Below are 23791 nucleotides of genomic sequence, written 5' to 3' on the forward strand. Positions count from 1 at the left end.
GCGGAAGGCGCCGGGGTTCCCTGCCCGGCGCCTTCCAGGCAGGCCGCGGGCAGGCTGGGGGGCAGGCCGGGGGGGGAGGCCGCGGAAGACCGGGGTCCCGCCCGCTCCCCCTCCGCGTCCCCGCCCCGCCCCCTCCGGTCAGGCTTTGCTGCTCTTGTAGCCCCGGCCCCACTGCAGGCCCCACCCGTACAGCCGGTCGAGCTCGGCCTGGAACCCGTACACGAACTTCACCTCGCGCCGCACGATCAGCTCGCCCTTGACGTGCTCCAGGGTGAGCACGGCGCAGGAGCGGGCCTGCGGGTGCCGCTCCTCCAGTGGGATCTCGATCCGTGGCCCGGTGATCGGGTAGAGGGTGACCATGGCGTGCGTCCGGTCGAAGGCCGGGGTCTGGTCGTAGATGTAGACGAAGACCAGCAGCCGCTTGATCTCGTCGGCGTGGTCGAGGTTGACGAAGACCGTCTCCCCGGAGGGTGCCCCGAAGCGGTCGTCGCCGCTGAGCTTGACGTACGGCGGGCTGTTGATGTCGCCGAGCAGGTTGCCCAGCGGCTGGACGACGCCGCGGGTGCCGTCGGCCAGCTCGTACAGGCAGCCGATGTCGAGGTCGACGTTGACCATGCCCTGGGTGTGCGCCTGCACCATGTCCGGCTTGAACAGCTTGAACGGGTGGCGCAGGAGCCCGCCGCTCCGGCCGCCGCGACCGCCGATGTCCGAGGTGCGCATGCGCCAGGACAGGTTGACTCGAAGATTGCCGTGGACCGCACCCTGTTTGGTGAGCGACACCGTCGGATGTCGCTTGGTCAGCTCGATCGCGTTCGACGAGGCGCTGCCCGAATCGAACTGCAGGGCTCGGCTGCCCCGGATCCCGTCGAAGAATCCCATTCCCCTACCCCCCTCTTCCTACGCGGACGGGGCGGCCCGGCCGGTCCGTGGACCTGCCCGGCCGCCCCGCATGGAGCGTTCCCGCATTACCGCCGCGGTCATGCCTCGGCAGTGGAACCCTCCAGTTCCAGTCGCTTGTTGCGGCGCACCGAGGACCAGAAGGACCAGGCGATGAGCACCACGCCGACGAGGCCGGTGATGACCTCGTGGATCTCGTACTGGATGGTGACGAGCAGGATCACGGCGAGGGCGCCGATGGCGTAGTGCGCGCCGTGCTCCAGGTAGACGTAGTCGTCGAGGGTGCCCTGGCGGACCAGGTAGACCGTGAGCGATCGGACGTACATGGCACCGATGCCGAGGCCGAGGGCCATCAGCACGATGTCGTTGGTGATGGCGAAGGCGCCGATGACCCCGTCGAAGGAGAAGGAGGCGTCGAGGACTTCGAGGTAGAGGAACATGAAGAAGGCGGCCTTGCCTGCCATGGCGACGGCCGAGACGGGCTTGCCGCTCTTCTTGGCCGCTTCTTCGGCCTCGTGCTCGGCCTCTTCCTCCTCTTCGAGTCGGTTCTCGAAGTACCCCGAGAGACCGCCGACGATCATGTACGTGATCAGGCCGGCGATGCCGGCGACCAGGACGGTCTGCGCCTTGTCCACGTGGGCCCCGCCGTGCTGGTGCGCATGGGCGGCGAAGGTCATGGACGTGATCAGCAGGGCGATCAGCGCAAGGCACGCCGACAGCATGTCGATCTTGCCGAGCTTGGCGAGCGGGCGCTCCAGCCACGCGAGCCACTTGATGTCACGGTCCTCGAAGATGAAGTCGAGGAAGATCATCAGCAGGAACATACCGCCGAAGGCCGCGATCGCCGGGTGGGCGTCCGTGACCAACTGCTGGTACTGGTCCTTGTCGGTCAGTGCCAGGTTGACGGCTTCGATGGGCCCGATCTTGGCGGTGACCGCGACGATCACGACGGGGAAGACCAGGCGCATGCCGAACACGGCGATGAGCACACCGACGGTGAGGAAGATCTTCTGCCAGAAGGCGTTCATCTTCTTCAGGATTCCGGCGTTGACCACCGCATTGTCGAAGGACAGCGAGATCTCAAGGATGGACAGGATCGCGACGATCCCGAACGCGGTCCACCCCCCGTAGAACACCGCTGCGACCAGACCGAGCGCAGTGACTGCGAACGACCAGCCGAAGGTTTTGAGAACCACTGGCATCCCATCGTCTTTGTAAGGCTTTACGAAACGTTGACCCCGAAGTCTAGAGCGATGCCCCGCAGCCCCGACGCGTACCCCTGTCCCACTGCACGGAACTTCCATTCGCCTCCGTACCGGTAGACCTCGCCGAAGATCATCGCGGTTTCGTTGGAGGCGTCCTCGGTGAGGTCGTAGCGGGCCAACTCCTGGCCGTCCGACTCGTTCACGACGCGGATGAAGGCGTTGCTGACCTGGCCGAAGCTCTGGCGGCGGGCCTCTGCCTCATGGATCGAGACCGGGAAGACGATCTTGTCGACCTCGACCGGGACCTTGGTCAGGTCGATGATGATCGATTCGTCGTCGCCCTCGCCTTCACCAGTGAGGTTGTCGCCCGTGTGCTCGACGGAGCCCTCGGGGCTCTTCAGGTTGTTGTAGAAGACGAAGTACGCGTCCCCCAGGACCCGGCCGTCGCGGCACAGCAGCGCGCTGGCGTCGAGGTCGAAGTCGGCCCCCGTGGTCGAACGCGCGTCCCATCCGAGACCGACCAGGACCCGAGTGAGGTTCGGTGCGGCCTTGGACAGGGAGACGTTGCCCCCCTTGGCGAGTGTGACGCCCATGTTGTGGTCCTCCCCGGACGACGTGGTGATCGCGGCACGCTCGCGCGGCGGGCCGACGGTGGAACGTTGCAAAGCACGTCCGGCGCCGTACACACAGTGCACGGCGCCGGACGGGTGAAGCTGGCGGGCTCAGACGTTGACGCCGAAGTCCTGAGCGATGCCGCGCAGGCCGGACGCGTAGCCCTGGCCGATGGCGCGGAACTTCCACTCGGCACCGTTGCGGTACAGCTCGCCGAAGACCATGGCGGTCTCGGTCGAGGCGTCCTCGGAGAGGTCGTAGCGCGCGAGCTCGGAGTTGTCGGCCTGGTTCACGACGCGGATGTACGCGTTGCGGACCTGCCCGAAGCTCTGCTGGCGACTCTCGGCCTCGTAGATCGAGACCGGGAAGACGATCTTGGCGACGTCGGCCGGGACACCGGCCAGGTTCACCTTGATCGCCTCGTCGTCGCCCTCGCCCTCACCGGTGGTGTTGTCACCGGTGTGCTCGACCGAGCCGTCGGGGCTCTTCAGGTTGTTGAAGAACACGAAGTTCGAGTCGTTGGCGACCTTGCCCTGGTCGTTGGTCAGGATCGCGCTGGCGTCGAGGTCGAAATCGACACCGGTGGTGGTGCGAGCGTCCCAGCCCAGACCGACGATGACCGCCGTCAGGTTCGGCGCGGCCTTGGTCAGCGAGACGTTGCCGCCCTTGCTGAGGCTGACTCCCACGGGTCCTCCATTGGGTTCAAGTGTGGGGCGGTGCCCCGTCGTGCGGTTACTACCGGGATCAACGTTCCGATCCTAGTGACGGGTTCCCGCCTGCCGGCGTCTTTCCCGGCGAACTGCGCCGGGAACCCGCCCGGAGTGCTCAGAGGCTGTCGAGGGCCTTGATGTACTCGTTCAGGTCCCGCGCGTCGGGCAGGCCGTTGACGACCGTCCAGCGCACGATGCCGTCCTTGTCGATGATGAAGGTGCCGCGGACCGCACAGCCCTTCTCCTCGTCGAAGACGCCGTACGCCCGGGAGGTCTCGCCGTGCGGCCAGAAGTCCGACAGCAGCGGGTATTCGAGGCTCTCCTGCTCCCCGAAGACCCGGAGGGTCGGCACCGAGTCGTTGGAGACCGCGAGGAGCTGGACGTCCTCGTTCTGGAACCGCGGCAGCTGGTCGCGCAGCTCGCACAGCTCGCCCGTGCAGACACCGGTGAAGGCGAACGGGTAGAAGAGCAGCACCACGGCCTTCTCCCCCCGGAAGTCGGAGAGCCGCACGGTGGCACCGTGGTTGTCCTTGAGCTCGAAGTCCGGGGCCTTGCTGCCGACCTCGATCGCCATCTGTCGCATCCCTTCGTTCCTGCATCTGGGGCCCCCGGACGAAGTCCGGGGGAGTTGGGCCGTTCGGGTGGGTCCCAGCCTAGGGGGACCGGGTGCCGGGAACGCACACACCCCGCCGACCGGGGTGATTCCGGCTGGCGGGGTGTGTGTCCGCTTGGCTGCGGGGCGCGGCTCAGCGCTTGGACTTGGCGGCCTTCGGGGTCATCAAGCGGCTGGCGTTCCACTCCTTGCCCACGCTGACGCTCTTGGTCTGCGACAGGCCGGCGGTCTGGGCGGCCTCGCTGATGTCGCTGGCCTCGACGTAGCCGGGGCGGCCCGTCTTGGGGGTCAGCAGCAGGATCAGCGCGGCGTCCTCGACCAGCTCAGTGGCGTCGACGAGGGCGTCCGTCAGGTCACCGTCCTCGTCGCGGAACCACAGCAGCACCGCGTCGGCCACGTCGTCGTAGTCCTCGTCGACGAGGTCGTTGCCGATCAGTTCCTCGACTACGTCGCGAAACTCCTGATCGACATCTTCGTCGTAGCCGATCTCCTGGACCACCTGTTCGGACTGGAAACCCAGCCGGGCGGCCAGGCTCTCCGCGTGGTCCGCGGTCGCGCTCACGGGGTGCCTCCTGCTCATGTTCGGTGAATGTCTTCTGGCGGCGCGCGTACGCGCAGCATTGGGCGTAGTCCACACGGGCGCGGCGGATCGCGCAAGTACCCGGCCGTCGAGACCGTCGAAACGGTGACGATTGCGGCCGTCTCGCCGCAACTTTCAGCCTCCCCGTGTGCACCTCTGGTGATTCATCCCACACCATTCCAGCTCATACGACATCATCGGCAACCCTTACCGGCTTTCCTACCTGTTTGAGGGACGAACGGCCTTCCGAACCGACTGATCCTCTTGGGCGTAAGGTTGCGATTTGGCCGGACCTCTCGTCGACGACGCCCCGAATCGCCGCCGATGCCAGCGGTTACCCAGTGGTACGGGTGACGATTCCGACCGAGCGTAAGACCATGGGAGGCGGCGAACCCAAGGCACGACTCCCCTGACAGCGAAGGAACAGCGTGGCTTCCGCATCCGATCGCAATCCGATCATCATTGGCGGCCTGCCGAGCCAGGTCCCGGACTTCGATCCGGAAGAGACGCAGGAGTGGCTCGACTCCCTGGACGCCGCCGTCGACGAGCGGGGCCGCGAGCGCGCCCGCTACCTGATGCTGCGCCTGATCGAGCGGGCCCGCGAGAAGCGCGTGGCCGTGCCCGAGATGCGCAGCACGGACTACGTCAACACGATCGCCACCAAGGACGAGCCGTTCTTCCCCGGCAACGAGGAGATCGAGCGGAAGGTTCTGAACGCGACGCGGTGGAACGCGGCCGTGATGGTCTCGCGCGCGCAGCGTCCCGGTATCGGCGTCGGCGGCCACATCGCCACGTTCGCTTCCTCCGCCTCCCTCTACGACGTGGGCTTCAACCACTTCTTCCGGGGCAAGGACGAGGGCGACGGCGGCGACCAGATCTTCTTCCAGGGCCATGCTTCCCCCGGCATCTACGCCCGCGCCTACCTGCTGGACCGGCTCTCCGAGCAGCAGCTCGACGCCTTCCGCCAGGAGAAGTCGAAGGCCCCGTACGGCCTGTCCAGCTACCCGCACCCGCGCTCGATGCCGGACTTCTGGGAGTTCCCGACCGTCTCGATGGGCCTCGGCCCGCTCGGCGCGATCTACCAGGCCCGGATGAACCGGTACATGGAGGCGCGCGGGATCGCCGACACCTCCACGTCACACGTCTGGGCGTATCTCGGCGACGGTGAGATGGACGAGCCGGAGTCGCTCGGCCAGCTGTCGATCGCCGCCCGCGAGGGCCTGGACAACCTGACCTTCGTCGTGAACTGCAACCTGCAGCGGCTCGACGGCCCGGTGCGCGGCAACGGAAAGATCATCCAGGAGCTGGAGTCGCAGTTCCGCGGCGCCGGCTGGAACGTCATCAAGCTGATCTGGGACCGCTCCTGGGACCCGCTGCTGGCGCAGGACCGGGACGGCATCCTGGTCAACAAGATGAACATCACCCCCGACGGGCAGTTCCAGACGTACGCCACCGAGTCCGGCGCGTACATCCGTGAGCACTTCTTCGGTGACGACCAGCGGCTGCGCGCGATGGTCGAGAACATGAGCGACCAGCAGATCCAGCACCTGGGCCGCGGCGGCCACGACCACAAGAAGGTCTACGCGGCGTACGCGGCGGCCAAGGCCCACAAGGGTCAGCCGACGGTGATCCTGGCGCAGACGGTCAAGGGCTGGACGCTCGGCCCGAACTTCGAGGGCCGCAACGCGACGCACCAGATGAAGAAGCTGACGGTCGACGACCTCAAGCGCTTCCGCGACCGCCTGCACATCCCGATCACGGACGCGCAGTTGGAGGGTGGCGCCCCGCCGTACTACCACCCGGGCCGCAATTCGCCGGAGATCCAGTACATGCACGACCGCCGCAGCTCGCTGGGCGGCTACGTGCCGACCCGCGTGGTGCGCGCGAAGCCGCTGCAACTGCCGGACGACACGGCGTACGCGGGCGCCAAGAAGGGTTCGGGCCAGCAGTCGATCGCCACCACCATGGCGTTCGTACGCGTCCTGAAGGACCTGATGCGGGACAAGGAGATCGGCAGGCGGTTCGTGCTGATCGCCCCGGACGAGTACCGCACCTTCGGCATGGACGCGTTCTTCCCGAGCGCCAAGATCTACAACCCGCTGGGCCAGCAGTACGAGGCGGTCGACCGTGACCTGCTGCTCGCGTACAAGGAGTCCCCGACGGGCCAGATGCTGCACGACGGCATCTCGGAGGCGGGCTGCACGGCCTCGCTGATCGCCGCGGGGTCGGCGTACGCGACGCACGGCGAACCGCTGATCCCGGTCTACGTCTTCTACTCGATGTTCGGTTTCCAGCGCACGGGTGACCAGTTCTGGCAGATGGCCGACCAGCTGGCGCGCGGTTTCGTCCTCGGGGCGACCGCCGGGCGGACCACCCTGACGGGTGAGGGCCTTCAGCACGCTGACGGCCACTCCCAGCTGCTGGCCTCGACGAACCCGGGCTGCGTGGCGTACGACCCGGCCTACGGCTACGAGATCGCGCACATCGTCAAGGACGGTCTGCGGCGGATGTACGGGCCCGATGCCGAGGACGTCTTCTACTACCTGACCGTCTACAACGAGCCGATCCAGCACCCGGCCGAGCCGGCGGACGTCGATGTGGACGGGATCCTGAAGGGCATCCACCGGGTGTCCACGGGCACGTCCGGCGAGATCGGGGCGCAGATCATGGCCTCGGGCGTGGCGGTGCCGTGGGCGTTGGAGGCGCAGCGGATCCTGGCCGAGGAGTGGAACGTCAGGGCGGACGTCTGGTCGGCGACCTCCTGGAACGAGCTGCGCCGCGAGGCCGTCGAGGTGGAGGAGCACAACCTGCTCCACCCGGAGGAGGAGCAGCGCGTTCCGTACGTGACGCGGAAGCTGACGGATGCGGAAGGGCCGTTCGTGGCGGTCTCGGACTGGATGCGCTCCGTCCCGGACCAGATCTCGCGCTGGGTGCCCGGCAGGTACACCTCGCTGGGTGCGGACGGCTTCGGCTTCGCGGACACCCGTGGTGCGGCCCGGCGCTTTTTCCACATCGACGCGCAGTCGGTGGTGCTGGCGGTGCTGACCGAGCTGGCCAAGGACGGCAAGGTCGACCGCTCCGCGCTGAAGCAGGCCGTGGACCGGTACCGGCTGCTGGACGTCACGGCGGCGGACCCGGGTGCGGCGGGCGGCGACGCGTAGCGTCAACCTGGTCGACTTCGCAGCGGGCCCTCGGCACTGCCGGGGGCCCGCTGGGCTTTATCCGTTCCTTACGATGCTCCGTATGAAGGAACCCTCCCGCCAGCTGCGGTGGGAGCGGCGGAGTCAGACTCCGCTGCTCGTGCTCGCCGTGGCCTTCGCCGTCGCGTACGCCGTGCCGATCGTCGCACCCGACGCGGACGCGGACGTGCACCGTGCCTGCACGGTCACCGAGTGGGTGGTGTGGGGGGCCTTCGCCGCCGACTACCTGATGCGGCTGGGCCTGTCGACGGACAAAAAAGCCTTCGTACGGACCCACTGGCTGGACCTGGGGGCGGTGCTGCTGCCGATGTTCCAGCCGCTGCGGCTGCTGCGGCTGGTGTCCACCCTGCTGTTGGTGGGCCGGCGGGCCCGGATGGCTCCGCAGATCCGACTGACCACGTACGTGGCGGGGGCGGTGGTCGGGTTGCTGATGTTCGGATCCCTGGCCGTGCTCAGCGTGGAGCGGGACGCCCCCAACGGGAACATCAGGAACCTGGGCGATGCCGTGTGGTGGAGCTTCACCACCATGACGACGGTGGGGTACGGGGACCACTCCCCCACGACCGGGCTCGGTCGGGTGCTCGCGGTGGGGCTCATGCTGTCCGGCATCGCGCTGCTGGGTGTGGTCACCGCCAACATCGCGGCCTGGTTCATCTCCCGCTTCGAGCGCGACGACCTGGTGGAGCGGGCACAGACCGCCGCGATCGCCGAACTGACCGCGGAGGTACGGGCGCTGCGCGCCGAGGTCGGTCGGCTGAGCTCGGTGGCCGCCCCGGGCGCGGGGGCCGAGGCGGGGGCAGAGGTACCGGCCCAGACGCCCGGAGCGGCTGCGGCGACGGGCGCCGCTAGCGGTCCCACACCTTGAAGGCCCTGACCAGGTAGGGCGATGCGGGCAGCCAGACCCCGTCGCCCGGGTAGGTCTGGAACTCGCCGGTCTCGGCGCACTCGGCGGACTGGTAGGTGGTGACCGGGCGGCCGGTGCGGTTGATCAGCGACTGGGCGCTGGTGCCGGCGGGCAGCGCCGTGCAGCTGTTGATGTCCAGGGTGCTGAGCTCGTGGGCGCGACGTGTGCCCTTGAACTCCGGCTTAGCCCACAGGCACAGCTGCCCGGTGGCGCAGGCGGGGGCCTTCCCCGGCGGCGCGCCGGCGGCGTGTGCGGCGCTCGCCGTGCTCGGGACCAGGGCGGCGAGCGCCAGGAAGGTCGCGGCCAGGACGGTGGCGGGGCGGGCGGGTGAACTCGTACGCATGACAGGTCAACTCCTTGTGGACACGGGCTCCCCGGACCACTTCCGGGGAGCCGCAGACACCACGCTGACCTGCGGTGACGGCTGTACGGAAGGGGCTGGGGGCGGGTCCACCCGGATAGGCGACAGCCCCGCCGGATCCGTCCGGCGGGGCTGGAGTGCGTACGCGGTTGACGCGTGCGCGGGGCGTCGGGGACGGCCCGCGAGGCGGCTCAGACGTGGGCGGCGCCCGCCCCCGCGGCGGCGTTCTCTCCGCGCTTGGTGAAGCAGGCGACGACCGCGGCGAGCACCGCGACGCAGCCGGCGACGGTGAAGGCGGTGCTCATGCCGGACACGAACGTGTCGTGCGCGACCTTGGTGATGGCCTCGGCGACTGGCGCCGGGGCTCCGGGCGGGACCGGAGCGAGTCCGACCTGGACCCCCTTCTCGATCTGGCCCAGCTGTTCCGCGGTGAGCGGGGGCAGCTGTGCGGCCTGCCAGTTGTCCCCGAAGGAGTTGCCGACCGTGCTCGCCATGACCGCGCCGAGGACGGCGGTGCCGAGGCTGCCGCCGACCTGCATGGCGGCCTGCTGGAGGCCGCCGGCCACGCCGGACAGCTCCAGCGGGGCGTTGCCGACGATGACTTCGGTGGCGCCGACCATGACCGGCGCGAGGCCGATGCCGAGGAGGGCGAACCAGAGCGACATGGCGAGCGTGCCGGTGCCCGGGGTGAGGGCGGACATTCCGAAACAGGCGGCGGCGGTGGCGACCATGCCCGCGACCAGCGGGATCCGCGGGCCGACGGCGGTGATGGCGGCGCCGGCCAACGGCGAGCCGATGATCATCATGCCGGTCAGCGGCAGCAGGTGCAGGCCGCTGTCGACCGGGCTCATGCCGTGCACGTTCTGCAGGTAGAAGGTGACGAAGAACAGGCCGCCCATGAAGGCGAAGGCCATCAGCACCATGAGCACGGTGCCCGCGGACAGCGGCACCGAGCGGAACATGCCCAGCGGGATCAGTGGCTCGGTGACCTTCGTCTCCCAGACGGCGAAGCACACGAAGCAGACCACGGAGACGAAGAGGAACAGGAGCGTCCGGCCGTCGCCCCAGCCCCACTCCGAGGCCTTGATCAGCGCCCAGATCAGCGAGAACATCGCGGCCGACAGCAGCAGGATGCCGACGGCGTCGAAGGACCTCGGGGCGTTCTCGGCGCGGTGGTCGAGCAGGATGAACAGCCCGAAGGCCAGCGCGAGGATGCCGACGGGCACATTGACGAAGAAGACGGACTGCCAGCTCACGTTCTCCACGAGCAGGCCGCCCACGATGGGCCCGGCGGCGGTCGAGGCACCGATGACCATGCCCCAGATGCCGATGGCCATGTTGAGCTTCTCGGCGGGGAAGGTGGCGCGCAGCAGGCCCAGCGCGGCGGGCATCAGCAGCGCGCCGAACAGTCCCTGCGCCACCCGGAAGCCGATGACGAGCTCGACGCTGGAGGAGAGGCCGATCGCAGCCGAGGAAGCGGCGAAACCGGCGATGCCGATGAGGAAGGTCTGCCGGTGTCCGAAGCGGTCGCCGAGCTTGCCGGCGGTGATCAGGGAGACGGCGAGGGCGAGCAGGTAACCGTTGGTGATCCACTGGACGTCGGCGAGCGTGGCGCCGAGGTCCTGCTGGATCGCGGGGTTGGCGACGGCGACGACCGTGCCGTCCAGGGTGACCATCATGACGCCGATCGCCACGGCGAAGAGGGTCAGCCAGGGGTGGCCGCGCAGCCCGGAGCGGACCGGTCCCGAGCCCGGCCCCTTGGCGGGGCCCCAACCGTTCTGGTCGTCGACGGTGATCTGACTAGTCATGCGAACAGGCTAGTGACAGCTTCTGACACTTCACAAACGGGTGAGCAGTACCGCGGCTGTCAGGTCCGTCACAGGTACCCTGACCGCTCACTCAGCGTCAGATCGGCATGTGGAAAGGACACCCCGCAGTGATGACCGACGAGCGGCCGGTGCCGGCGCCCGGGCTGCGCGAACGCAAGAAGCGGCGCACCCGGGACGCCCTGTTGCGCGCCGCCCTCCTCCTCTTCACGGCGCAGGGCTACGAACACACCACCGTCGATGAGATCACCGACGCCGTGAACGTCTCCCAGCGCACCTTCTTCCGGTACTTCGCCAACAAGGAAGAGGTCGCCTTCGCCGTCCAGGACCTGGTCGAGTCGCACTTCGTCGCCGCGCTGCGCGCACGACCGGCCGCCGAGGGCCCTTTCGAGGCGTTGCGGAGCGCCGTCCTCGACGCCTGGGACACCCTCGACCAAGCCCTCTGCGACGTGGTCCCCGTCGACCTCTACATGCGCACCTACCTACTCATCGAGTCGACCCCAGCACTGCTCGCCGTCCACCTGCGCCGCTCCACCGACCTGGAGGAGCGCATCGCCCGACTGGTCGCCGAGCGTGAAGGCCTGGACGTGGACGCCGATCCGCGGCCGCGGGTGGCCGTCGCCGCGTTCTGCGGGGTGATGAGGGTCACGGGGCGGTTGTGGGGGCAGGGCGAGGACGCCAGCGTGGCCGCGATCCGGCAGATGACCGAGGCCTACCTGGACCAGATCGGCCCGGCCCTCGCCGCTGACTGGCGCTGAGCCGGCGTACGGAGCACCGCAGTCGGCCGTGAACCCGGTCACCCCGGGCACCGTGGCCGGATCCGGTCTCCTACGCTGGTCCCAGTGAACCTGCACGGCCTCGCCCACTCCACCGCCGGCGCCGACCCGCGCCCCGCCGCCCTGCGCACCCTGCTCGCGCTCGCGGTGGTCTTCCTCATGCTGGCGACCACCGGTTGGACCGCCGTGCACCGCCCCGACGCCGGCACCTCGCTGCGGGCAGCCGCCCTCGCCGCCTGGTCCACGGCCCGGATCGACGGCCGGTCGGTGCCGCCCGCCGACGCCCCTGTACGGGCGGTGGCCCGCTTCTTCGCCGACCTGGACGCCTCCCAACGGGCCCGTCTCGCCGAGGGGTACCCCCTCGTCGTCGGCAACCTCGACGGGGTACCGGCCCCGCTCCGCTACCGGGCGAACCTGCGGGCCCTGGAGCAGGCCGAGCAGGTGGAGGAGGCCCGCAGCCGGGACGTCAGCCTGACCCCGGCCGACCGCACCACCGCCGGTCGGCGCGCCCACCGGTTCGCGGCGCTCACGGAGCCCGGCCGACAGATCCTCACCTTCGACCCCACCGGCAGCGGGCGCGTCGCCGAGGTCTTCGGCGACCTCGAACGGGCCGGCCGGATCTCGGTGATCGTCCCCGGTGTCGACACCGACGTCCTCACCTTCGAGCGCACCCAACGCCGTCTCACGGCCCCCGTGGGCATGGCGCAGTCGTTGTACGAGGCGCAGCGCGCGGCGGCTCCCGGCAGCCGGACCGCGGTCATCGCCTGGGCCGGCTACACCGCGCCGACCGGGGTCGGGATGGACGCGGCGACCGGGCGGATGGCGGTGGACGGCTCCGTACGGCTGGAGGCGCTGGCCGCGGCGCTGCCGGGGGACGCGAGCGTGGCCCTGTTCTGCCACAGCTACGGCTCGGTGGTGTGCGGGGTCGCCGCGCACGCGCTGCCGGACCGGGTGACGGACCTGGTGGTGGCGGGCAGCCCGGGGATGCGTGCGGAGTCCGTCGCCGACCTGCACACCTCCGCGCGGGTGTGGGCCACGCGGGACTCCGGTGACTGGATCGCGGACGTGCCGCACCTGGAGGTCGGCGGGGTGGGCCACGGGGCGGATCCGGTGTCGCCGGAGTTCGGGGCGCGGCTACTGTCCTCGGCGGGAGCCAAGCTGCACACCGGCTATTTCGAGCCAGGTACCGGCTCTCTGGACAATTTCGCCAAAATCGGAACCGGCACGTTCGGTTCCATCATGTGCGCGACCGGGGACGATGCATGCCGCCGTGGAATTTCCGGGACAGACGGGGATTGACCCGCGTAGAGAGCTGGAAAACGGGCTCCGCACCAAGGGGGACGCACGGGGGTGCGTCCCTTTACCATGTGCCGCATGGGTGACGTACTGGCCGGAAATCATGCCGTCTGGGAGTTCGACTCGGACTCGATACTCATCCGCTTCGCACGGGGGATGAGAACGCCGAGGACGCCGAGACTCCTTCACGCCCTCGGGGCACGGAGGATCCCCTTCGAGGCGTTGTCCGGGGTGACCGTCAGCGCGACCGGATCCGGGGGGAAACGGGATGCGGTGGTCCTGCACGCCGTACCGCGGCCGGGGGCGGATCCGCTGATGGAGGCCGCCGCCGGGCAGTTGCGGGCGGCCTGGGACCCGTACCGACTGGTGCTGGCCGCTGACCGGTCCGGACAGGTGGCCGAGTTCGCCGGAGCACTGCGGGACCGACTGGGACCCGAGGCGGCCGAGCCGGCCGGGCGCTTCCTCGTCCGGGTGCCGGAGCCGCCGCTCCAACTGAAGGCGTACGACGCGCGACTGGCCTTCGACGGTTCGGCCGTCACCTTCCACTGGTCGCGTACGGGTGCCACCAGCACCAAGTGGAAGGCGGGCGACCAGCGTTACGCGCTGAGCGCGCTGACCGGCGTCGAGTGGCGCTCGCCGGAAGGACCGGGCGGCCACCTGCGGTTGCTGCCGCGGGACGCCACGGGCGACCCGCGGCCCGACCACGACCTGGCCGCCGCGGTGTTCGGCGTCGGGTACGGGGCGGTGCACGAGTCACTGCCGTTCGCGGCGGCCGTCCTGGCCGCCCTGCGCGGCCGCACCCCGGTCGCCTCGGTGCCCGCCCCGGCCTCCGCGGGAGGGCACTCCCGGGCCCACGCGGACGAGCGCCTGCACCATCTGAACGAGCTGCACGGCGCGGGCCTGCTGACGGACGCCGAGTACGCGGCCCTCCGCGACCGTTTCGCGGCCGATACGGCCCAGGCCTAGGAGTCCCTGGCCGCCGACGTCCAGGTCATGTCCGGGTAGCGGTCCCCCGCGACCCGGGAGGCGATCGGCTCCAGCAGTGCCAGCTCCGCCTGCGTCAGGGTGATCCGCGTCGCCGCGGTGTTCTCGGCGAGGCGGCTCGGCTTGCGGGTGCCCGGGATCGGGACCACCGTCAGCCCGTGCACCTGCGCCTGCTGGTGCACCCAGGCCAGCGCGATCTGCGCCGGGGTGGCCCCGTGCGTCTGCGCGATCTCCCGCACCGGTGCCAGCAGCTCCGCGTTGGCCTTGGCGTTGTCACCGGTGAACCGGGGCTGGAACGCGCGGAAGTCGCCCTCCGACAGCTCCGCCGCGTCCGTGAAGGCGCCGGTCAGGAAGCCGCGCCCGAGCGGGGAGTACGGCACGAAGGCCACGCCCAGCTCCGCCGCCGCACCCACCGCGCTGCGCTCCACGTCCCGGCTGAACAGCGACCACTCCGACTGGAGCGCCGCGATCGGGTGCACCGCGTACGCCTCCTTCAGCTCCGCGCCGGTGACCTCGCTCAGCCCCAGGTAGCGCACCTTCCCCTCCTGCACCAGCTCCGCCATGGCGCCCACCGACTCGGCGAATGGCACGGCCGGGTCCCGCCGGTGCATGTAGTACAGGTCGATCACCTCGGTCCCGAGACGCCGCAGGCTGTTCTCCACGGACTCCCGGATGTATGCGCGGTCGTTGCGGATGCCCCGGTAACGCGGGTCGTCCGAACGCTCGATGGCGAACTTGGTCGCGAGGGTGATCTCGTCCCGGTGCGCGGCCACGAACGGTGCGATGAACTCCTCGTTCTGGCCGCGCCCGTAGACGTCCGCGGTGTCGAACAGGGTGACTCCGGCGGCCAGCGCCGCCTCCAGGGTCTCGCGGGCCAGGGCCTCGTCCGTGTCCCCGTAGAACTCGCTCATGCCCATGCACCCGAGGCCCTGGATGCCGGCCCGCGGACCGCCCTTGCCGAGTTCGACCTGCTCGATGGTGGTGTTCTGTGTCATTACTGTGTCGCCTTCTTCCCCGTCGTCGTGCCCATGGCATACATATCGATCTTGAAATCCAGTACGGCGAGTGCGTCGGTGAGCTCCGCGATCCGCGCCCGCACCTCGCGCCGCGTCTGTTCCAGCAGTTCGCGGCGCTCGTCGACGGTCTGCTCGCCCTCGCGCACGAGTTCGGCGTAGCGGACCATGTCGGCCACCGACATCCCGGTGGCCCGCAGCTTGCCCACGAAGGCCAGCCAGTGGAGGTCCTTGTCGCTGAACCGGCGCTGTCCCGAGTGGGAACGGTCCACGTGCGGCATCAGGCCGATCCGCTCGTACCAGCGCAGGGTGTGCTGGGTCAGACCGGTTCGGGCCTCGACCTCGCTGATCGTGTACCGCGTCTCCGTCAGGCTCATGGCCACCACGCTAAAACCTTGGAGTGCACTCCAAGCAAGTAGGCTCGGCCGCATGGAGAGCGTGGAGAACCTGCCCAGCCTGCAGATCATCGACAACTGGCCGGTACCGACCGCAGCGGCGGCCGTCGTACGCGCCGACGGGAGCCTTGCGGGCTCCCACGGGCCCGTCGACCACCGCTTCCGGCTGGCCTCGGTGACCAAGCCGCTCGCCGCGTACGCCGCGCTCGTCGCGTACGAGGAGGGGGCGATCGAGCTCGACGAGCCGGCCGGGCCCGAGGGCTCGACGGTCCGTCACCTGCTCGCGCACACCAGCGGCCTGGCCTTCGACGAGCACCGCGCGATGGCCGCGCCCGGCACCCGCCGGCTGTACTCGAACGCCGGTTTCGAGGTGCTCGGCGACCACATCACCAAGGCCACCGGCATCCCCTTCGCGGAGTACCTGCACCAGGCAGTGTTCGAGCCGCTCGGCATGGCCTCCACCACGCTGGAGGGTTCGCCCGCGAAGGACGGCATCTCGACCGTCTCCGACCTCGTCCGGTTCGCCGCCGAGTTGCAGGCGCCCCGGCTGCTCGACGTGCGCACGGTCGCGGAGGCCACCTCCGTCGTGCACCCGGGACTCAAGGGCGTGCTCCCGGGGTACGGACACCAGTCCCCCAACGACTGGGGACTCGGCTTCGAGATCCGCGACGGCAAGACCCCGCACTGGACGGGTGCCGCGTCCTCGGCGCGCACGTTCGGCCACTTCGGCCAGGCCGGCACCTTCCTGTGGGTGGACCCGGACGCACGGGCCGCGTGCGTGGCGCTGGCGGACCGTGCGTTCGGACCGTGGGCCGTGGAGGCCTGGCCCGCGTTCACCGACGCGGTGCTCGCCGAGCTCTCCGGCCGCTGACCGGGCGCTGCCCGCCGCCGCAGGCAGGGGCCACCGCCCGGAAAAGGCTAGGGAAGCTCCCAGATCAACAGCTCCCCCGGAGACCCGGCCACGATCTCCAGGTCCCGTTCGCCGGTGATCCGCGCCGCGTCCCCGGGCCCGAGTTCCTCCCCGTCCAGGCGCAGGTCGCCACGCACCACGTGCAGGTAGACCCGCTCCGCCGCCGGTACGGCGAACCGCTCGCCCGCGCCGGGGCGCCGCACGTGCAGGACGGCTCCGGCCGCGGGGACCTCGTAGGGACTGCCGTCGGCGACGTCGCGGACGAGGTCGTACGAGGGCTCCCCGCCGGCGGCGAGCGGCGCGAGCCACATCTGCACGAAGCGCAGGGGCACCGTGCCGTCGTTGCGCTCCACGTGCCGCGCACCGGAGCCGGCGGCGAGGTGCTGCACGTCCCCGGGCCGCACCACGGTGCTCTCGCCGGTGCTGCCCTTGTGCGTGAGCTCGCCCTCGACCACCCAGGTCACGATCTCGGTGTGGCTGTGCGGGTGCTCGTCGAAACCGGCGCCCGGGGCGAGGGTCTCCTCGTTGCAGGCCAGGAGCGGACCGAACCGCACGTTGTCCGGATCGTAGAACCCGCCGAAGGAGAAGGCGTGTCGGGTGGCGATCCCGGCGTCCGGATCCCCGCCCTCGTACCGGTCGGCCCCGCGGCGAACGTCAATCATGGAGGCCACGGTAGCCCCCGGCCGCGCGCCGCCGTGGGACCGGACTCCGCGCCGCCGTCCGGATAAGGCAGTCTTGTCCCGTGCCCCAACCCGAACGTGACCATTCCCCCGCGCCTGCCGCTCCCGCCCATCCGCATACCGCGACGCTGCGCCGACTGGAGAAGTCCTCCGGCCGGCTCGCCGCCAACGCGATCGCCCGCATGGACGAGACCCTGCCGTGGTACCGGGCGATGCCCCCGGAGAACCGGTCGTGGATCGGCCTGGTCGCGCAGGCCGGTATCGCCGCGTTCACGGAGTGGTTCCGACACCCCGAGACCCCGCAGGCGATCTCGACCGACGTCTTCGGGACGGCTCCGCGCGAGCTGACCCGGGCCATCACGCTGCGCCAGACGGTCGAGATGGTCCGCACCACGATCGAGGTCATGGAGACCGCGATCGAGGAGGTGGCGGCCCCGGGCGACGAGTCGATCCTGCGCGAGGCGCTGCTGGTGTACGCCCGGGAGATCGCGTTCGCGACGGCCCAGGTGTACGCGCAGGCCGCCGAGGCGCGGGGGGCGTGGGACGCACGGCTGGAGTCCCTCGTGGTGAACGCGGTGCTGTCCGGCGAGGCCGACGAGGGCGCGCTGTCGCGGGCGGCGGCACTCGGTTGGAACTCGCCGGAGCACGTGTGCGTGGTGCTCGGCACCGCTCCGGAGGGCGACAGCGAGCTGACGGTCGAGGCGATCCGGCGTGCGGCCCGGCACCACAAGCTCCAGGTCCTGACGGGCGTCCTCGGTGACCGCCTGGTCGTGATCGCGGGTGGCAGCGACAATCCGATCCAGGTGGCGAAGTCGCTGATCGGGCCGTTCGCTGCGGGTCCGGTGGTGGCGGGTCCCGTCGTTGCCGACCTGCTGAACGCCACCAAGTCCGCGCAAGCGGCTGCGGCCGGTCTGAAGGCGTGCACCGCCTGGCAGGACGCCCCGCGGCCGGTACTGGCGGACGATCTCCTGCCCGAGCGCGCGATCGCCTCGGATCCCTCCGCCCGCGAGCAGCTGGTGGAGGAGATCTACAGACCGCTGGAGGAGGCGGGGTCCGCACTGCTGGAGACCTTGAGCGTGTACCTGGAGCAGGCGAGCAGCCTGGAAGGGGCCGCGCGGATGCTGTTCGTGCACCCCAACACGGTGCGCTACCGGCTCCGACGTGTGACCGACGTCACCGGCTGGTCACCCTCCGATGTCCGCTCGGCGTTCACATTGCGGATCGCTTTGATCCTCGGGCGTCTGGCCGACGGAGATCAGCAGTCCTAGACTTTTGTCGGACATCAACAATTACCCCGACGGTTCTTGGTCCCTGTCCCCACGGGCGGCAGGGACCATCCACAAGAGAGAGTGTGAGGGTGCTCGTACTCGTCGCTCCCGGCCAAGGCGCACAGACGCCCGGCTTCCTGACTCCCTGGCTCGACCTCCCCGGCGCCGCTGACCGCGTCGCCGCATGGTCGGACGCCATCGGGCTCGACCTCGCCCATTACGGCACGAAGGCCGACGCGGACGAGATCCGCGACACCGCCGTGGCCCAGCCGCTGCTGGTGGCCGCCGGTCTGCTGTCCGCTTCCGCGCTCGGCTCCCGTTCGGCCTTCGGTGCCGTCGCGGGCCACAGCGTCGGCGAGATCACCGCCGCGACGTACGCGGGCGTGCTCTCCGACGCGGAGGCGCTGTCCTTCGTACGGACCCGCGGTCTGGGCATGGCCGAGGCGGCGGCCGTCACCGAGACGGGCATGGCCGCGGTGCTCGGAGGCGACCGGGACGTGGTCGTCGCACACCTGGAGAAGCTGGGTCTGACCCCGGCCAACATCAACGGTGCCGGCCAGATCGTGGCCGCGGGCACGGTGGAACAGGTCGAGGCCCTGGTCGCCGAGAAGCCCGAGGGCTCCATGAAGGTCGTCGCCCTCAAGGTCGCGGGCGCCTTCCACACGCACCACATGGCTCCCGCGGTCGCCACGCTGGAGAAGGCCGCGCAGGCCCTCGCCCCGGCCGACCCGGAGCTGACGTACGTCTCGAACAAGGACGGAAAGGTCGTCACCACGGGCGCCGAAGTCGTCGCCCGCCTGGTCGGCCAGGTCGCCAATCCGGTCCGCTGGGACCTGTGCATGGAGACGTTCGCCGAACTGGGTGTCACCGGGATCATCGAACTGAGTCCGGGTGGCACTCTTACGGGTCTGGCCAAGCGTGCGCTCAAGGGCGTACCGAGCGTGGCCCTGAAGACCCCGGACGATCTCGAAAAGGCCGCAGCGCTCCTCGCCGAGCACGCGGCCTGAGAGAAGGAGCCCAAACAGCATGTCGAAGATCAAGCCTGCACAGGGCTCCCCGTACGCCCGCATCCTCGGCGTCGGCGGCTACCGACCGACCCGTGTGGTCTCCAACGAGGTCATCCTGGAGACGATCGACTCGTCCGACGAGTGGATCCGCTCCCGCTCCGGCATCGCGACCCGGCACTGGGCCTCGCCCCAGGAAACCGTCGCCGCGATGTCCGTGGAAGCTTCCGGCAAGGCGCTGGCCAATGCCGGCATCTCGCCCGAGCAGATCGGTGCCGTGATCGTCTCGACGGTTTCGCACTTCAAGCAGACCCCGGCCGTCGCGACCGAGATCGCGCACCGGATCGGCGCGGTCAAGCCGGCCGCGTTCGACATCTCCGCGGGCTGCGCCGGTTTCGGGTACGGACTGACACTGGCCAAGGGCCTGGTCATCGAGGGCTCGGCCCAGTACGTCCTCGTCATCGGCGTGGAACGACTGTCCGACCTGACCGACCTGGAGGACCGCGCGACGGCCTTCCTGTTCGGCGACGGCGCCGGCGCCGTGATCGTCGGCCCCTCGGACGAGCCGGCCATAGGCCCCACGGTGTGGGGTTCCGAAGGCGACAAGGCCGAGACGATCAAGCAGACCGTGCCGTGGGACAAGTACCTCGGCAAGGACGGCGGGGAGAAGTTCCCGGCCATCACGCAGGAGGGCCAGGCGGTCTTCCGCTGGGCCGTCTTCGAGATGGCGAAGGTGGCCCAGCAGGCGCTCGACGCGGCCGGGATCACCGCTGCGGACCTGGACGTCTTCATCCCGCACCAGGCAAACATGCGGATCATCGACTCGATGGTGAAGACTCTCAAACTGCCGGAACACGTCACGGTCGCCCGTGACGTGGAGACCACCGGCAACACGTCGGCCGCCTCGATCCCGCTCGCAATGGAGCGGCTCCTGGCGACCGGAGCGGCAAAGAGCGGCGACACCGCGCTCGTCATCGGATTCGGGGCGGGACTCGTCTACGCCGCGACGGTCGTTACCCTCCCCTAGGGCCCGGGATCCACATCCCGCCCTGTTTCACCCAGTTAGCTAGAGAAGGAGCGCCACATGGCCGCCACGCAGGAAGAGATCGTCGAGGGTCTCGCGGAGATCGTCAACGAGATCGCCGGTATCCCGACCGAGGACGTCGCGATCGAGAAGTCCTTCACCGACGACCTGGACGTCGACTCGCTCTCCATGGTCGAGGTCGTCGTCGCCGCCGAAGAGCGCTTCGACGTCAAGATCCCGGACGAGGACGTCAAGAACCTCAAGACGGTCGGCGACGCCGCTGACTACATCCTGAAGCACCAGGCCTGAGCCTGACGAGCGTTTGTCGCCACCTAGCGGTGGCGCCGTGACAATTCAGCACCCCCTGAGACGTGGAGAAAGAATTCCTGTGAGCCCGACCAATCGCACCGTGGTCGTCACCGGTATCGGCGCAACCACTCCGCTGGGTGGCGACAGCGCTTCGACCTGGGAAGGTCTGCTCGCCGGTCGTTCCGGCGTCAAGCCCCTTGAGGGCGAGCGCTTCGCCGAGCTCCCGGTCCGTATCGCCGCCCCGGTCGCCGTGGACCCCAGCGAGGTCCTGCCGCGACCGCTGGCCCGCAAGCTGGACCGCTCGGCCCAGTTCGCCGTCATCGCCGCCCGTGAGGCCTGGGCCGATGCCGGTTTCACCGCCCCGGCGGGCGAGGACGCGTCCATCGCGCCCGAGCGCCTGGGCACCGTGATCGCCTCCGGCATCGGCGGCGTCACCACCCTGCTCGACCAGTACGACGTACTGAAGGAAAAGGGCGTGCGCCGGGTCTCCCCGCACACCGTCCCCATGCTCATGCCGAACGGCCCGTCGGCCAACGTCGGCCTTGAGGTCAACGCCCAGGCGGGCGTGCACACCCCGGTCAGCGCCTGCGCCTCCGGCGCCGAAGCCATCGGCTACGCCGTCGAGATGATCCGCACCGGCCGTGCCGACGTGGTCGTCGCGGGCGGCACCGAGGCCGCGATCCACCCGCTGCCGATCGCGGCGTTCGCCAACATGATGGCGATGTCCAAGAACAACGAGAACCCGCAGCAGGCTTCGCGCCCGTACGACAAGGCCCGTGACGGCTTCGTCCTCGGCGAGGGCGCGGGCGTCGTGATCCTGGAGTCCGCCGAGCACGCCGCCGCGCGCGGCGCCCGGGTCTACTGCGAGGTGCTGGGCCAGGGCCTGTCCGCCGACAGCCACCACATCGCGCAGCCGGAGCCGACCGGCCGCGGTGTCGCGGCCGCGGTGCAGAACCTGCTCGACAACACGGGCCTGGACCCGGCCGAGCTGGTCCACCTGAACGCGCACGCCACGTCGACCCCCCAGGGTGACACCGCCGAGCTGAAGGCCCTGCGCAAGGTCCTGGGCGACGACCTCGACCACATCGCGATCTCCGCGACCAAGTCGATGACCGGCCACCTGCTGGGCGGCGCCGGCGGCATCGAGACCGTCGCGACCGTGCTCGCGCTCTACCACCGGATCGCCCCGGCGACCATCAACGTCGACGACCTCGACGAGGACATCGACGCGGACATCGTCGTCGGCGAGCCGCGCAAGCTGCCGGCCGACGGCCCGATCTCCGCGATCAACAACTCGTTCGGCTTCGGCGGCCACAACGTCACGCTGGCGTTCCGCACCGTCTGACCGGCGCGCAGTACGTACGGAGGGGCCCCGCCCGGCAGCTGCCGGGCGGGGCCCCTCCGTACGTCCCCGGCCTCAGACCACCTGGTGCAGCCAGCGGACCGGGGCGCCCTCGCCCGCGTAGCGGAAGGGCTCCAACTCGTCGTCCCAGGGCTTGCCGAGCAGCTTGGCGATCTCGGCCTCCAGGTCGGTCTCGCCGCGCGCGGAGCGGGCGAGGGCGGCGCGCAGCCGGTCCTCCGGGATCAGGATGTCGCCGTGCATGCCGGTGACGGCGTGGAAGATGCCGAGTTCCGGGGTGGAGCTGTAGCGCTCGCCCTCGGCCGTCGGGCAGGGTTCCGCTGTCACCTCGAAGCGCAGCAGGTGCCAGCCGCGCAGCGCGGAGGCCAGCTTCGACGCGGTACCCGCTTCGGCCTGCCAGGAGAACTCGGCTCGCCAAGTGCCCGGGGAGGCGGGCTGCCTGATCCAGTCGAGGTTCACCCTCACCCCGAGCACGCCCGCAACAGCCCATTCCACGTGCGGGCAGAGCGCGCGTGGTGCGGAATGCACGTACAGAACTCCACGTGTCGTCACCGGGACCTCCAGTGTGGGACGAGGTCGGGAATAAACTCCAGAAAACGGACAGTATGTGACGTGATGTAATGTAACGGAAATTATTTGACATTGCGCCACGGGACCTGCGGCCGAAACGCCACGGGAAAAAGCTACCGTGCGCCAGGGGTCATGGTGTGACGTACGGTCGGTCCCAGGCCGCCAAAGGCAGAGCATTCACTCAGCAGGACGCCCCCGAAGGACGTGGGGCGACGAGGAGGGGACCACCCGATGTGCACCACCGCTCTGCGCCGGCGCGCGCGCCGGACCCTCGCGGGCGCGGGCGCGGCGATGATCGTGCTGGCCGGGGTGCTGACCGGGTGTCAGTCGGGCGAGTCGGCCACGGAGGGTGAGCGCGGGGCGCAGGCCGGGCCGCGCTGGAACACCGCACCCGCGTCGATCGCGGCCGTCGGCGACTCCATCACGCGCGGGTTCGACGCCTGTTCGGTGCTGGCGGACTGCCCCGAGGTCTCCTGGGCCACCGGGAACGACCCCGCCGTCCGTTCGCTGGCCAGCCGGCTACTCGGCGAGGCCGAGGCTCCGGCGCGCAGTTGGAACTACGCGGTGACCGGCTCGCGGATGGCGGACCTGGCGGGGCAGTTGGCCACGGCGGCCCAACACAGGCCCGACCTGGTCACGGTGATGGTGGGCTCGAACGACGCCTGCCGCCCCACGGCTTCGTCGATGACACCGGTGGAGGAGTTCCGGGCCGGTTTCGAGAAGGCCATCGCCGGCCTGCGGGCGGCCTCCCCCACGTCCGAGTTGTACGTCTCCAGCGTGCCGGACCTCCAGCGGCTGTGGGAACAGGGCAAGGACAGCCCGATGGTGCGGCAGATCTGGAAGCTGGGCATCTGCCAGTCGATGCTGGCGGACCCGCTCTCGGCGGCGACCGGGGCGACGGCCCGGCGCGAGCAGGTCAGGGCGCGGGTGGTCGAGTACAACGAGGCGCTCCGCGAGGTCTGCGCGAAGGACCCGCTGTGCCGCTACGACGGCGGCGCGGTGTTCCAGTACCCCTTCTCCGCGGAGCAGTTGAGTCGCTGGGACTGGTTCCATCCCGGCAGGGACGGACAGGCCCGGCTGGCGGAGCTGGCGCACCGCCAGGTGACGGCGGCCGAACCCCCGCACTGATACGGGTCGACCGGGGACCGGGGGAAGGTGTCAGGGCCCGCCCCCGGCCCGGTTCCTGAATGATTGGCCCGCCGCGGGCCCGGTTCATAGATGATTTCCGGCCACCCGGCGACCGTCCAGGTCTCCGGGATCGCCGTCGGTGCGGCCGGGGCCGTGTCCGAACGGG

24 protein-coding genes are annotated in these 23791 nt (G+C 70.1%); 12 read left to right on the forward strand and 12 right to left on the reverse strand.

Annotation, left to right across the window (positions count from 1 at the left end):
• Positions 1-138 precede the first annotated feature (138 nt).
• From ABZZ20_RS10015 to ABZZ20_RS10040, 6 genes are all read right to left on the reverse strand, one after another.
• Positions 139-879, reverse strand: coding sequence for a Tellurium resistance (locus ABZZ20_RS10015; RefSeq protein ID WP_356868709.1), 741 nt, complete (start codon positions 877-879; stop codon positions 139-141).
• Between the two features lie 98 nt (positions 880-977).
• On the reverse strand, positions 978-2093 hold the full coding sequence (locus ABZZ20_RS10020; RefSeq protein ID WP_356869124.1) for a DUF475 domain-containing protein: 1116 nt from the start codon (positions 2091-2093) through the stop codon (positions 978-980).
• 26 nt (positions 2094-2119) lie between these two features.
• Positions 2120-2695, reverse strand: coding sequence for a TerD family protein (locus tag ABZZ20_RS10025; RefSeq protein ID WP_356868711.1), 576 nt, complete (start codon positions 2693-2695; stop codon positions 2120-2122).
• 129 nt (positions 2696-2824) lie between these two features.
• Positions 2825-3400, reverse strand: coding sequence for a TerD family protein (locus ABZZ20_RS10030; protein ID WP_030160471.1), 576 nt, complete (start codon positions 3398-3400; stop codon positions 2825-2827).
• A 139-nt stretch (positions 3401-3539) separates the two neighbouring features.
• Positions 3540-3998: a peroxiredoxin gene (locus ABZZ20_RS10035; RefSeq protein ID WP_356869126.1), complete on the reverse strand. Its 459-nt coding sequence runs from the start codon at positions 3996-3998 to the stop codon at positions 3540-3542.
• Positions 3999-4170: 172 nt separating this feature from the next.
• The gene (locus ABZZ20_RS10040; RefSeq protein WP_356868713.1) at positions 4171-4599 is read right to left on the reverse strand and encodes a DUF3052 domain-containing protein; all 429 of its coding nucleotides are present in this window, start codon (positions 4597-4599) and stop codon (positions 4171-4173) included.
• A gap of 446 nt (positions 4600-5045) precedes the next feature.
• Here ABZZ20_RS10040 and aceE point away from each other — a divergent pair, with 446 nt between their 5' ends.
• Entirely contained in the window at positions 5046-7778 is a 2733-nt protein-coding gene (gene aceE, locus ABZZ20_RS10045) for a pyruvate dehydrogenase (acetyl-transferring), homodimeric type (protein WP_356868715.1), read from the forward strand.
• Positions 7779-7860: 82 nt separating this feature from the next.
• Positions 7861-8682: a potassium channel family protein gene (locus tag ABZZ20_RS10050; RefSeq protein ID WP_356868717.1), complete on the forward strand. Its 822-nt coding sequence runs from the start codon at positions 7861-7863 to the stop codon at positions 8680-8682.
• Here the strand turns inward: ABZZ20_RS10050 and ABZZ20_RS10055 are convergent.
• Both ABZZ20_RS10055 and ABZZ20_RS10060 read right to left on the reverse strand, forming a co-directional pair.
• Positions 8663-9064: a peptidase inhibitor family I36 protein gene (locus ABZZ20_RS10055; RefSeq protein WP_356868719.1), complete on the reverse strand. Its 402-nt coding sequence runs from the start codon at positions 9062-9064 to the stop codon at positions 8663-8665. The two genes, ABZZ20_RS10050 and ABZZ20_RS10055, sit on opposite strands and share 20 nt — an antisense overlap.
• 209 nt (positions 9065-9273) lie before the next feature.
• Positions 9274-10890 carry an MFS transporter gene (locus tag ABZZ20_RS10060; RefSeq protein WP_356868721.1) on the reverse strand — a complete coding sequence of 539 codons (1617 nt, stop codon included), beginning with the start codon at positions 10888-10890 and terminating at the stop codon, positions 9274-9276.
• Positions 10891-11021: 131 nt separating this feature from the next.
• On the opposite strand from ABZZ20_RS10060, the gene ABZZ20_RS10065 reads away from it, so the two are divergent.
• From ABZZ20_RS10065 to ABZZ20_RS10075, 3 genes are all read left to right on the forward strand, one after another.
• A complete protein-coding gene (locus ABZZ20_RS10065; protein WP_356868723.1) occupies positions 11022-11666 on the forward strand; it encodes a TetR family transcriptional regulator in 645 nt (214 codons plus the stop codon).
• Between the two features lie 177 nt (positions 11667-11843).
• Positions 11844-12983 (forward strand): alpha/beta hydrolase, encoded by a 1140-nt coding sequence (locus tag ABZZ20_RS10070; RefSeq protein WP_356869128.1) that lies wholly within the window; start codon positions 11844-11846, stop codon positions 12981-12983.
• Between the two features lie 75 nt (positions 12984-13058).
• On the forward strand, positions 13059-13946 hold the full coding sequence (locus ABZZ20_RS10075) for a DUF4429 domain-containing protein (RefSeq protein WP_356868725.1): 888 nt from the start codon (positions 13059-13061) through the stop codon (positions 13944-13946).
• Here the strand turns inward: ABZZ20_RS10075 and ABZZ20_RS10080 are convergent.
• Together ABZZ20_RS10080 and ABZZ20_RS10085 are read right to left on the reverse strand one after the other, a co-directional pair.
• Positions 13943-14959, reverse strand: a complete 1017-nt coding sequence (locus tag ABZZ20_RS10080; RefSeq protein WP_356868727.1) for an aldo/keto reductase — start codon at positions 14957-14959, stop codon at positions 13943-13945. The genes ABZZ20_RS10075 and ABZZ20_RS10080 overlap by 4 nt on opposite strands.
• Positions 14959-15354 (reverse strand): MerR family transcriptional regulator, encoded by a 396-nt coding sequence (locus ABZZ20_RS10085; RefSeq protein WP_356868729.1) that lies wholly within the window; start codon positions 15352-15354, stop codon positions 14959-14961. The genes ABZZ20_RS10080 and ABZZ20_RS10085 overlap by 1 nt, the downstream gene beginning before the upstream one ends.
• Before the next feature lie 70 nt (positions 15355-15424).
• On the opposite strand from ABZZ20_RS10085, the gene ABZZ20_RS10090 reads away from it, so the two are divergent.
• Entirely contained in the window at positions 15425-16243 is an 819-nt protein-coding gene (locus tag ABZZ20_RS10090) for a serine hydrolase domain-containing protein (protein ID WP_356869130.1), read from the forward strand.
• Positions 16244-16290: 47 nt separating this feature from the next.
• Here ABZZ20_RS10090 and ABZZ20_RS10095 read toward each other — a convergent pair whose 3' ends face one another.
• Complete coding sequence (locus ABZZ20_RS10095; RefSeq protein WP_356868731.1) at positions 16291-16944, reverse strand: pirin family protein; 654 nt, start codon at positions 16942-16944, stop codon at positions 16291-16293.
• Between the two features lie 80 nt (positions 16945-17024).
• Between ABZZ20_RS10095 and ABZZ20_RS10100 the strand changes: the two genes are divergently transcribed.
• The 5 genes from ABZZ20_RS10100 (at position 17025) to fabF (ending at position 21912) form a co-directional block, all read left to right on the forward strand.
• On the forward strand, positions 17025-18230 hold the full coding sequence (locus tag ABZZ20_RS10100; RefSeq protein WP_356868733.1) for a helix-turn-helix domain-containing protein: 1206 nt from the start codon (positions 17025-17027) through the stop codon (positions 18228-18230).
• An 89-nt stretch (positions 18231-18319) separates the two neighbouring features.
• Positions 18320-19237, forward strand: a complete 918-nt coding sequence (locus ABZZ20_RS10105) for an ACP S-malonyltransferase (protein WP_356868735.1) — start codon at positions 18320-18322, stop codon at positions 19235-19237.
• A gap of 19 nt (positions 19238-19256) precedes the next feature.
• Positions 19257-20261 carry a ketoacyl-ACP synthase III gene (locus ABZZ20_RS10110; protein WP_356868737.1) on the forward strand — a complete coding sequence of 335 codons (1005 nt, stop codon included), beginning with the start codon at positions 19257-19259 and terminating at the stop codon, positions 20259-20261.
• Between the two features lie 57 nt (positions 20262-20318).
• Positions 20319-20567, forward strand: coding sequence for an acyl carrier protein (locus ABZZ20_RS10115; RefSeq protein WP_030009997.1), 249 nt, complete (start codon positions 20319-20321; stop codon positions 20565-20567).
• A 79-nt stretch (positions 20568-20646) separates the two neighbouring features.
• A complete protein-coding gene (gene fabF, locus ABZZ20_RS10120; protein ID WP_356868740.1) occupies positions 20647-21912 on the forward strand; it encodes a beta-ketoacyl-ACP synthase II in 1266 nt (421 codons plus the stop codon).
• A 72-nt stretch (positions 21913-21984) separates the two neighbouring features.
• On the opposite strand, the gene ABZZ20_RS10125 is transcribed toward fabF, so the two are convergent.
• Positions 21985-22479, reverse strand: a complete 495-nt coding sequence (locus tag ABZZ20_RS10125; protein WP_030160508.1) for a DUF3145 domain-containing protein — start codon at positions 22477-22479, stop codon at positions 21985-21987.
• A gap of 249 nt (positions 22480-22728) precedes the next feature.
• Here ABZZ20_RS10125 and ABZZ20_RS10130 point away from each other — a divergent pair, with 249 nt between their 5' ends.
• Positions 22729-23625, forward strand: a complete 897-nt coding sequence (locus ABZZ20_RS10130; RefSeq protein ID WP_356868742.1) for an SGNH/GDSL hydrolase family protein — start codon at positions 22729-22731, stop codon at positions 23623-23625.
• Positions 23626-23791 lie beyond the last annotated feature (166 nt).

This window comes from Streptomyces sp. NPDC006430, from assembly GCF_040612395.1.
In the GTDB taxonomy this organism is placed as follows: Bacteria; Actinomycetota; Actinomycetes; order Streptomycetales; family Streptomycetaceae; genus Streptomyces.

Bases quoted from the DNA above. Each gene is read 5' to 3' on its own strand.
- ABZZ20_RS10075 (WP_356868725.1), top strand. From the start codon at position 13,059: ATGGGTGACGTACTGGCCGGAAATCATGCCGTCTGGGAGTTCGACTCG.
- ABZZ20_RS10080 (WP_356868727.1), bottom strand. From the start codon at position 14,959: ATGACACAGAACACCACCATCGAGCAGGTCGAACTCGGCAAGGGCGGT.
- ABZZ20_RS10015 (WP_356868709.1), bottom strand. From the start codon at position 879: ATGGGATTCTTCGACGGGATCCGGGGCAGCCGAGCCCTGCAGTTCGAT.
- ABZZ20_RS10115 (WP_030009997.1), top strand. From the start codon at position 20,319: ATGGCCGCCACGCAGGAAGAGATCGTCGAGGGTCTCGCGGAGATCGTC.
- ABZZ20_RS10130 (WP_356868742.1), top strand. From the start codon at position 22,729: ATGTGCACCACCGCTCTGCGCCGGCGCGCGCGCCGGACCCTCGCGGGC.
- ABZZ20_RS10035 (WP_356869126.1), bottom strand. From the start codon at position 3,998: ATGGCGATCGAGGTCGGCAGCAAGGCCCCGGACTTCGAGCTCAAGGAC.
- ABZZ20_RS10095 (WP_356868731.1), bottom strand. From the start codon at position 16,944: ATGATTGACGTTCGCCGCGGGGCCGACCGGTACGAGGGCGGGGATCCG.
- ABZZ20_RS10070 (WP_356869128.1), top strand. From the start codon at position 11,844: ATGCTGGCGACCACCGGTTGGACCGCCGTGCACCGCCCCGACGCCGGC.
- ABZZ20_RS10065 (WP_356868723.1), top strand. From the start codon at position 11,022: ATGACCGACGAGCGGCCGGTGCCGGCGCCCGGGCTGCGCGAACGCAAG.
- ABZZ20_RS10055 (WP_356868719.1), bottom strand. From the start codon at position 9,064: ATGCGTACGAGTTCACCCGCCCGCCCCGCCACCGTCCTGGCCGCGACC.
- ABZZ20_RS10085 (WP_356868729.1), bottom strand. From the start codon at position 15,354: ATGAGCCTGACGGAGACGCGGTACACGATCAGCGAGGTCGAGGCCCGA.
- ABZZ20_RS10060 (WP_356868721.1), bottom strand. From the start codon at position 10,890: ATGACTAGTCAGATCACCGTCGACGACCAGAACGGTTGGGGCCCCGCC.
- ABZZ20_RS10110 (WP_356868737.1), top strand. From the start codon at position 19,257: ATGTCGAAGATCAAGCCTGCACAGGGCTCCCCGTACGCCCGCATCCTC.
- ABZZ20_RS10025 (WP_356868711.1), bottom strand. From the start codon at position 2,695: ATGGGCGTCACACTCGCCAAGGGGGGCAACGTCTCCCTGTCCAAGGCC.
- ABZZ20_RS10050 (WP_356868717.1), top strand. From the start codon at position 7,861: ATGAAGGAACCCTCCCGCCAGCTGCGGTGGGAGCGGCGGAGTCAGACT.